This is a genomic window from Paenibacillus sp. F024 (assembly GCF_057814255.1).
This window is the reverse complement of sequence record NZ_JBVASZ010000083.1, coordinates 1-1,757: the sequence shown is the minus strand read 5'-3', so window position 1 is coordinate 1,757 and position 1,757 is coordinate 1. Positions and strand designations below refer to the sequence as shown.

1 protein-coding gene is annotated in these 1,757 nt (G+C 50.9%); it reads left to right on the top strand.

What is annotated here, in order from left to right:
• Window positions 1-119: 119 nt before the first annotated feature.
• Window positions 120-1,385 (top strand): IS110 family RNA-guided transposase, encoded by a 1,266-nt coding sequence (locus ACZYR9_RS27410; RefSeq protein ID WP_488981480.1) that lies wholly within the window; start codon window positions 120-122, stop codon window positions 1,383-1,385.
• Window positions 1,386-1,757 lie beyond the last annotated feature (372 nt).

Sequence of the window (1,757 nt, the reverse complement as noted above, 5' to 3'; positions counted from 1 at the left end):
TTAGAATTCCTGTAGAACGAATAATTTGATCTTTGCAAAAAAACGAGCGCCTCGGTACGATGGGGTTGCGCACGAGGTCATAGCCTCAAAAAACCCATCATCCAGGAGGTCGCTCTACTATGAAGTTTAAGTTACAAGATAAGCAAAATCAACTCATTGAAAACATTTCCTCTTTGCATTTAGTCGTCGGAGTAGATATTGCTCAGGAGGCTCACGTCGCTCGCGCGGTCAGCTATCGGGGAATTGCGCTCGGATCACCGCTGGAGTTTGGTAGCAACGAAGAAGGCTTTCAGTTATTCGGCCGCTGGATCCAAGATTTACTCAAATCGTATAAGCTGAGCAAAGTCATCGTCGGTATGGAGCCTACCGGTCACTACTGGTTCAGCCTGGCTCGCTGGCTTTCGGCCAAAAGAATTGAGGCCGTTCTCGTAAATCCCCATCTCGTCAAAAAGAACAAGGAAAACCGCGACAATACCCCATCCAAAAGCGACCGTAAAGACGCGCTCGTCATCGCAGACATGGTGAAAAACGGTTACTACTCTCCTGTACGGTTCAACCCGGAAGCTTACGAGGAGCTGCGGATTCTCATGGCCAACCGCGACACGGTCGCCAAACGGCTTAACAGCGCCGTGAACCAGATTCACCGCTGGGTAGATATTGTGTTCCCAGAACTGCGGCACGTCTTTAAAATCCTCACCTGCACCAGTGCCATTGCCACGTTAAGGCTATTTCCTCTCCCGAAGGAAATTAGCCGGTTAACGACGGAGCAAGTCATTGCCGGCTGGAAGCAATATGTGAAACGCCATGCGGGGGTGCATCGGGCCGAGCAGCTCATTGCGCTGGCTAAACGCAGCGTTGGCGCCACGCAGGCTTTGCACGCCTACAAGCTGCACTTAGCTCAACTGCTCGAAGAATACGACTTGGCGCAGCGACAACTTGAGCAAATTGAGCACGAGCTTCATAGCATCCTGGAGCGCATTCCATACGCGCAGAAGTTGCTTGCGATTCGCGGCGTAAATGCGACGAGTTTGGCCGGTGTGCTAGGCGAAGCCGGCGATTTGAGCGGCTATGCCCACGGAAACGCATTACTACGACATGCGGGACTAAATCTGGCCGAGGCCTGCTCCGGGAAGTGGCGTGGAAAAATGGTGCTCAGCAAGCGCGGTCGCCCTCGTCTCCGACGTTTTCTCTATCTCATGACCATGTGCATGGTCATGACCAATCCAGATATTAGAGCTCTTCACCACCACAATGTTGATGTGAAAAAACTAAAGAAGATGAAATCCATTATGAAATTATGCGGTAAAGTCACCCGCATGCTTATTGGTCTGGCCAAGAGCAGCGAGGTTTATGACTCAACCAAAGTCTTTCCACAAGCAGCTTAAGCAGCGTTTACTCACCAGCTCATGCATTCGCAGGATGGATAAGAAGCACGGAGTATCGGGAGACGTTACGCAAAAGGGCTCGGACCCGTTCCGTTAGAAAAACCGACCTCCACCCCTTAGTTAGATGTGACGAAGGAATGAAAGGGCTTGGACCCGTTGAGACATGGGAGTGAAAATCGCTAGGGGCGATATGGAGACGTGCAGGATATGGAATGAATTGGGTGATTCATCCCGCACCCCTGTTCCTGCATGCCCTTTCAGTTGTTCCAAGCTACCGGCTCCTCTGTTCCCTTCTTATCTCGCGCTAAACTAAAGGTGAAATCCTGCGAATTCATGAGTCTGAGTGAGAAAACCAAATCATTTCGAGGGAGC

Coding starts and splice junctions, on each gene's coding strand:
- ACZYR9_RS27410 (WP_488981480.1), top strand. CDS start 120: ATGAAGTTTAAGTTACAAGATAAGCAAAATCAACTCATTGAAAACATT.